Origin of the sequence: Bacillus sp. JJ1503 (genome assembly GCF_036965125.1) — a bacterium.
Lineage (GTDB): Bacteria > Bacillota > Bacilli > Bacillales > Cytobacillaceae > Cytobacillus.
Genome location: NZ_JBALOZ010000442.1, coordinates 1 through 6935 on the forward strand (window position 1 = coordinate 1; position 6935 = coordinate 6935).

7 protein-coding genes are annotated in these 6935 nt (G+C 37.8%); 1 reads left to right on the forward strand and 6 read right to left on the reverse strand.

What is annotated here, in order from left to right; all coding sequences use genetic code 11:
- Nucleotides 1-92 precede the first annotated feature (92 nt).
- Complete coding sequence (locus V7149_RS24740) at nt 93-896, reverse strand: RDD family protein (protein WP_335348221.1); 804 nt, start codon at nt 894-896, stop codon at nt 93-95.
- A 99-nt stretch (nt 897-995) separates the two neighbouring features.
- On the opposite strand from V7149_RS24740, the gene V7149_RS24745 reads away from it, so the two are divergent.
- A complete protein-coding gene (locus V7149_RS24745) occupies nt 996-1976 on the forward strand; it encodes a stage II sporulation protein M (RefSeq protein ID WP_335348222.1) in 981 nt (326 codons plus the stop codon).
- Here the strand turns inward: V7149_RS24745 and V7149_RS24750 are convergent.
- The 5 genes from V7149_RS24750 to V7149_RS24770 form a co-directional block, all read right to left on the reverse strand.
- Entirely contained in the window at nt 1954-3255 is a 1302-nt protein-coding gene (locus V7149_RS24750) for a DUF58 domain-containing protein (RefSeq protein ID WP_335348223.1), read from the reverse strand. The two genes, V7149_RS24745 and V7149_RS24750, sit on opposite strands and share 23 nt — an antisense overlap.
- 7 nt (nt 3256-3262) lie before the next feature.
- Entirely contained in the window at nt 3263-4192 is a 930-nt protein-coding gene (locus tag V7149_RS24755; RefSeq protein WP_335348224.1) for an AAA family ATPase, read from the reverse strand.
- On the reverse strand, nt 4189-5082 hold the full coding sequence (locus V7149_RS24760; RefSeq protein WP_335348225.1) for a DUF4350 domain-containing protein: 894 nt from the start codon (nt 5080-5082) through the stop codon (nt 4189-4191). Before V7149_RS24760 ends, V7149_RS24755 begins: the two co-directional genes overlap by 4 nt.
- 204 nt (nt 5083-5286) lie before the next feature.
- Nucleotides 5287-5928 (reverse strand): DUF4129 domain-containing protein, encoded by a 642-nt coding sequence (locus tag V7149_RS24765; protein ID WP_335348226.1) that lies wholly within the window; start codon nt 5926-5928, stop codon nt 5287-5289.
- A 27-nt stretch (nt 5929-5955) separates the two neighbouring features.
- Nucleotides 5956-6864: a hypothetical protein gene (locus V7149_RS24770; RefSeq protein ID WP_335348227.1), complete on the reverse strand. Its 909-nt coding sequence runs from the start codon at nt 6862-6864 to the stop codon at nt 5956-5958.
- Nucleotides 6865-6935 lie beyond the last annotated feature (71 nt).

Below are 6935 nucleotides of genomic sequence, written 5' to 3' on the forward strand. Positions count from 1 at the left end.
ACCCAGTCTTGTATAAAATTAATAATCCTTCTAAAATCAAAAAAGGCTAAAGGGACGTTCAATCCGTTCCCTTAGCCTTTTTCCTTTAGTTATCATAGCTCATATTCCCATTCATCTTTTAAATGTAAATATAGGACGAGCAGATTGTTTTCTAAGTCCTGAAAGCTTTTCCCTCTTGCATCCACCCTTGCTTTTGGAAGCAATATTTCAGCTACTTGCCTTGTCAGTCTGATACTCTCTTCTTCTGGTAAGTGAATAAACCGGCTGCAATACGTTTTAACTAAGTTCCAATCCTTCGCTCCGAATGTTTTCAAAACCTGTTCCTCTACAAAGAGATCACTTTTTGCCAATCCGCGTTTTTCAATTTCTTTTTCTATAGGGGATAGCTTCTTTTTCTTTTTAGTATTTCTTTCATGTACAACGAGTGTTCCAGCGACAAGGTCCCCTATTCTCTTATGCTTAGAATGAAAAAAGATCATCATCATGCCAAGAAAATAATTGGCTGGCAGTGAATCAATAATACGGAGGAAATTGCGAATAAAGCTTGATAGCAGAGTAATGCTGTGGCCATTTTCTTGAATGACTCGCAGACCTAATACTTTCTTGCCTATTGTTCGCCCGCCCGAAAAGTATTCAAATGCAAAAAAGTACCCCCAATTGAGAATGAACATTAAAATAATCGCGATCGCAACAGGGACAGAATTTATTTCAGACCATAGCAAGAGATCGGATTGTCCATATAAAATCATAAAAAGGACCATTACAATCAAAATGTTTACTATGATTAAGATGATCTGATCGATTAAATAAGCTGCAGTCCTGCTTCCAAGACCAGCCAGCTGAAAATTTAATGATACATATTCTGGAGTTTTTATTCCGATACGGTCTTGGTTCATGGAAATCCCCTCCATTTTTTATAATATTTCTCTAACTGTTTCTATTTTTCTACAAAATTACTATAATAAGGAGAAAAGCAGTAAGCAAGAGGTGTCAATATGAATGTTAAGCAATTTATAAAGCAGCACCGTGAAGATTGGCAGAAGCTTGAACAGATGGCAGCATCGATAAAGAAAAGAAAAAGGAATTATTCAGGTACGGACATTCACTATTTTTACAAGCTTTATCAAAAAGCTGCTCACAATCTATCATACAGTCAAACTTATTTTCCTAATGAAGACGTTACCCAATATTTAAATGCTCTCGTTTCAAAATCACACAATCTATTGTATAAAAATCAAATAACAAGTATGAAACAAATCCGCTATTTTTTTAGGACTAAATTTATTGGCTTATTAATTGAGCAATGGAAATTTATTATTGCCGCCATGCTTCTTTTTACTTTCGGCGCGGTAGGCAGCTTCTTTTCAGTTGTTGATGACCCGATGCATATTTACTCCATTCTTCCAGCAGATATCGCACAAGGTGTGGACCCTGACAAGTTAAGCAGCAGCGATGGAGCGGTTGATTCTTCATTCATGTCTGCCAGCATTATGACGAATAATATTCAGGTAGCAATTTTGGCCTTTGCCGGCGGTGTCACCTTTGGAATATTAACCATTTATTTATTAATTTATAATGGGATCATTGTTGGCGCACTTGCCGCTCTCTTTTGGAATCATGGGATGTCTTATGATTTTTGGGCATATATCGTCCCACATGGAATGATTGAGCTTACAGCCATATTTATCGCTGGTGGTGCTGGATTGTTAATGGGCTATAAGCTCTTCGTTCCAGGAAATTTATCAAGAGGCTTTCAGTTAAAGCAGCAAGCCAACCGATCTGTCCAATTATTGCTTGGAACCATTCCGTTATTTGTCATTGCTGGAATCATAGAAGGATTTATTACACCCGCGGCCATATCGTTAGAAGCAAAGTATATCGTTGCTTTCATTACGGTCATTGGTCTAATCCTTTACATTGTGATTGGCAAGCTATCATTAATGAAGAAACAAGCTATAATAGATTCCGATTCATAATATCTATGTAATGAGAAACGGCTGTAACTGCTAGTTTTTCCTCAACGGCCTCTACCATTAAGAGGCCTTGTTTTTCCCATTTAAGCTTTTCCCTTTTCTTCATAAGCATTTGCTGCTGTGCGATGCTTTTTATCATTGCTTTTTGTACTTGGTCGGGCTTTGTATTGATTGTTTTTAATAGTGTCACATCTTCCAGGCCAATCATTAGAAATAAATGCCGTTGTCTAATCCGTTTTAAATAGGCAAGCGCTGTTTCCTCGTGAAGAAAGGTCGCGACATCACTAAATAGGAAAAGAAGGCTGCGCTTTTTCTGCATCGTTTCTAAATATTGCAGGACAGCAGCATAATTTGATTCAGCTGCATCCACTTCTAGATTATAAATGGCATGAAGAATCGTCTGCAAATGAGCCATCCCCTTAGCTGGAGGGACAAAGACTTTCACTTCCTTTGAAAATGCCAAGACGGACACATAATCCCCTTTTTGAAGGGCAGCTGCAGTTACAGTAAGAGCTGCTTCTAACGACCTTTCAAGCCGATTTCCCTTCTCCAGCTCAGCTCCCATCATTCGTCCACAATCAATTAATATCGTAATATACTTCCCATGCTCTGGTTCATATTCATTTGTCATCACTTCTCGCAGCTTGGCTGTTTGCCGCCAGTTAATTTTACGAGGATCATCCCCTACAACGTATCTGCGAATTTTGGCGAAGTCCCCTGATCCACTTTGCATCTTGCGGATTTTTACACCTTCGTATAATAAAAATTGCTGAGCATTTTCTAAATACTGCTTCGTCTCCGATAAATCGGGAATGACTTTAACTGAATCATGTAATTCGACCGTTATCTGCTTTTCCCATAAGCCTAAGGAACTGGTGTAGCGGAAATAAAGCTTATTTATCTCATATCTTCCCCTCACACTTGCCTTCGTTTCATATGAGTGTATGGTGGAAGAACCCATTGCAGCCTTTCCTTGAAAAGGAAAAGGACGATGAAAAACTTGAGGGATTCCATCTATGATTCTAAAATGAAAGGATTGCTGTGAATTATTATTTACCTCGATTTGGATGTAATATGTTTTCCCTCTTTCGATCTCTTCAGGAATAATACGTTTAAGAATAATCTGCTTTTTATTTGGTGATAACAGTAAATCTAGAAGACTTGCAGAAAATACAAAAATATTAACGATAATCACAAATTTCCATAAGATATTCAATACAGTTCCCATCAATAAAACGACAGAAAGGATAAAGAAAATAATCACTAATTTTTTTGTAGGCATTACCCCTCTATCTTGGAACAGGAATCGACCCCACAAGTTCTTCAATGATTTGGTCAACGGTCACTCCCTCCAATTCTATATGTGGAGATAACTGAATTCGGTGTCTTAACGCCGATTTTGCAACGATTTTTATATCACCTGGTGTAACAAAATCCCTACCAGCCATAAATGACCAGGCTTGAGCCGCTTTTCCAATAGAAATAGCAGCTCTCGTACTTGCCCCATAGCGGATGGTCTCTGATTCACGCGTTTTTCTTACGATTTGCATAATATAGTCTAAGACGCCTTCACCAATCGTAGATTTCTGAATTTCCTTTTTGATCGATAGAAAACGGTGCATATCAAGTATTGGTGTAACTAGACTGCTGTCAAAGCTGTTTTCAATAACTTGCTTTAAAACATTCTTCTCTTCCTCAAAATCTGGGAAGTCAATTTGTAGTTTAAATAAGAATCGATCCTGCTGTGCCTCTGGCAACGGATAGGTTCCTTCAAATTCAATTGGATTTTGCGTGGCCACAACAAAAAAGACTTCGGGCAGCTGATATGTTTCTCCTTGAATGGTCACTTGCTTTTCTTCCATTGCTTCTAGAAGTGCAGCTTGCGTTTTCGCAGGCGTTCGATTTATTTCATCAGCTAATAGAATATTTGTAAATACAGGACCTTTTAATGTTTGGAATGTGCTGTCTTTCATGTTATAAATAGTGCTGCCCGTAATATCACTAGGCAGGAGGTCTGGAGTAAATTGTATACGGTTAAAGCTGCCTCCAAGCAGGCTGGCAAGAGTTCTTACCATTTGTGTTTTACCAGTTCCAGGTACTCCTTCTAATAGCACGTGGCCTCCTGCTAATATGGCTGATAAAAGCAGCCTAAGATTTAATCTTTGGCCTAAAATTCGCTCTTCATATTTTTCCAATAAGGATGATAATTCTGTCCTCATCTTTCTTCCACCTCTTTCTTTAAACGATCAAGCTTTCTCGACCAAAGCAAGTATTCCTGCTTGTTTACTTTTTCATTAGCTAAAATATTGGATAACCCTGACAGAAGCGGTTGGATCTCGTTTTTTGGCATATTCATCCGCTTTCGTTCCAGAATATCTGAAAGATCCAGCCATTGTTTTTCATAAGGAATACCCCATCGTTCCTGCATGAGAAGCTTCACATAATCTGCCTGTATCAGTAATGAATCATGATATCTCCGGCCGCGAATATACCAAGCCGCTAAAGCCTGTAGGCTCTCCTCGCTAAATCGAACCGATTCTTCTCTTAGACTATAGATTGGCCCGAATCGCTTTCCTTTGTGCCAAAGAAAAAGAGCAATAATGATGGTCGCTTGCAGCAACAGCAGCAAGAACCATTTTGGATATAAGGCAGAAATCTTTGGAGCGTTTTCCCCGCCATGTATGTATTCATCAAATAATATGGTATGTGTGTCCTCCTCAATTAATAGAGCCGATAGAAGAGAAGGATGATCATAGTCTAATATTTTCCCGTTTGTTATCCATTCAGGAGCAATGGAAACAATTAATTGTCCATTGCCAAAAGGGCGTTTTATTGCAACTGTACCTGCTTGATCAGACAATAAAATTTCATCCTGCAGATTTGTCTGAAGACGTACAGTTGAGCTTATTTCGGCTCGAAACTTATTTCCATCACGGCTGTATACATCAGCTGTACCATCAGATGATGCTTCCCCGTTAATTGGGGCCGAATTCAAATCAAACATGCCTTTAGGATTCTTATTAAATAATAGAATCGTATGCCCAGCTTTCATAAAATCGATGTAATCTTCCATTACTTCATTTTTAGGGAAAAATTGCGGCTCTGCCATGATAAGTAATTGTNNCCTTGCCTAAATACGTATACAATGCCTTTACACCTGTTGGCGAGGGAGAGTCCGATACATAATTGGGATAGTACTTAGGTTCAGGAGAAAAAGAGAAATAACTAATGATCATAAATAAGATTAGAAGTACGAGCAGATATATCCATGCTCGCCCATTTGAAAAAGATTTCAACAAGTTGACCTCCCCCCTTATCCCTCAAACTTAGCATCTGTTTCTTGGAGCCAATACATAGCTTCACTGCGGAACTGGATAAATTCTTCCTTTGTAATTTCACGTTCTCCATATGTCGCCTCATCAAATAAATTAGTAAGGTTAAAAAAAACTTTAGCCCAGCCAGTATTTACTTTCTGAAGCTCGTCATAATATTCCCAGTTCGTCTTCCAGATCCTAGCTTCCAGCCATTCTCTCTCATGAAAATAAAGAAGCAGCGCTAAAAACATGTGTCGAGTTGATAATGTGTATTCCCCTAAAGACTCAAGTTTCCTGGCTTCTAATAAATGCTGCTGAAACGACCAATTCAATTCCTTCATAGATTGAAGTGGCTTTTTGTCACGCAGCATTCGATTTCGTTTCGTATTTCTTGCCATAATAAATACTGCTATACTGAGCAATAAAACAACGATGATGAGGATAACTATTAAAATAAATCCTGATACACCACTCGTTGGTTCGAAAGAAGGAAATAGTTTAGAAAGCTGCTCTGCGATCCATTTTTTCGCTTCTTCCCACCAAACCTCTATCATACTTTTAGAATCGTTATAATAAACTCGATATTCCTTGCCATCTAATATACGCTGAAGCTCATCCTTTGCCTTGTTCGTTTCCAACATTAATGATCACCTAACTTTGATAGGTAATTAATATTTATGATAGTCATCAATCATTTCCTTTAAGTCATCTGCATCATGCCTTATTTTTAAATCAAGATACATCACTCCATAGCCCACTGAAAGAATCATAGTAGTAAATAAAGTGACCAAATTTGAAATGATTGACAGTAATACACTATAGCCTAGAAATATACTAAACGTCATTTCCACTGCAAAACTAATGCTCGAAATAATTAAAAAGAATAAAAGGTATAGCCCCATTAAAATCCAAGTCCGATTTTGCGTGAGCCTCCAGCTATTTGAAAATCCAGGGGATTCCCGATCTAGTACAACGGAACCAAAATAAAAGCTCCAGCGAGTTAATAAATAGCCAATTCCAACTGCACAGCCCAGGAAGAGAATAATAGCTAATAGAATTCCAATGACCGGATGCAAAATAGATCCAATGAATCCAGTTATACTAACAAAGAAAATGGGAACAATCACTAAACCAAATGTGATTAAACCAAACAAGATACTGCTGCCAATCATGGGCCAGAACCTAGAAAAGGCTTCTTTAATAACAGATCCAACTGTATATTCTTCATTTTTTCGAATATGGTTAATGGCGAATAGAATCGCTCCCTCTGCAACCGGAAATAATAGGAAACCAAGTAAACCTGTGAGGATTAAACCAATATCCGCTCCTATACTAGATACGGATGTTTCGGTTTCAACAAGACCAGATAGAATTTGTTCATACCAAACATCCCCACTCCTTAACTCTCTGAAGAAGCTAACTCCGGAAAATAGCTGAATAATCGCCTGAAGCAAATAGATCGGTCCTATTAAAATAAGTAAAATCATAAAAAAATCTTTAAATCGATTTTTACTTAAACTAAAGGTGTGATCTAATATTTCACTGAATCCTTTTGGCTTGTTAAACTTTGAGTTCAATTGTAGTACTCCTCCTGACTTTGAAAACTAAATGGTAATATTGCCTATTTTATCATTATTCTTACTTATAT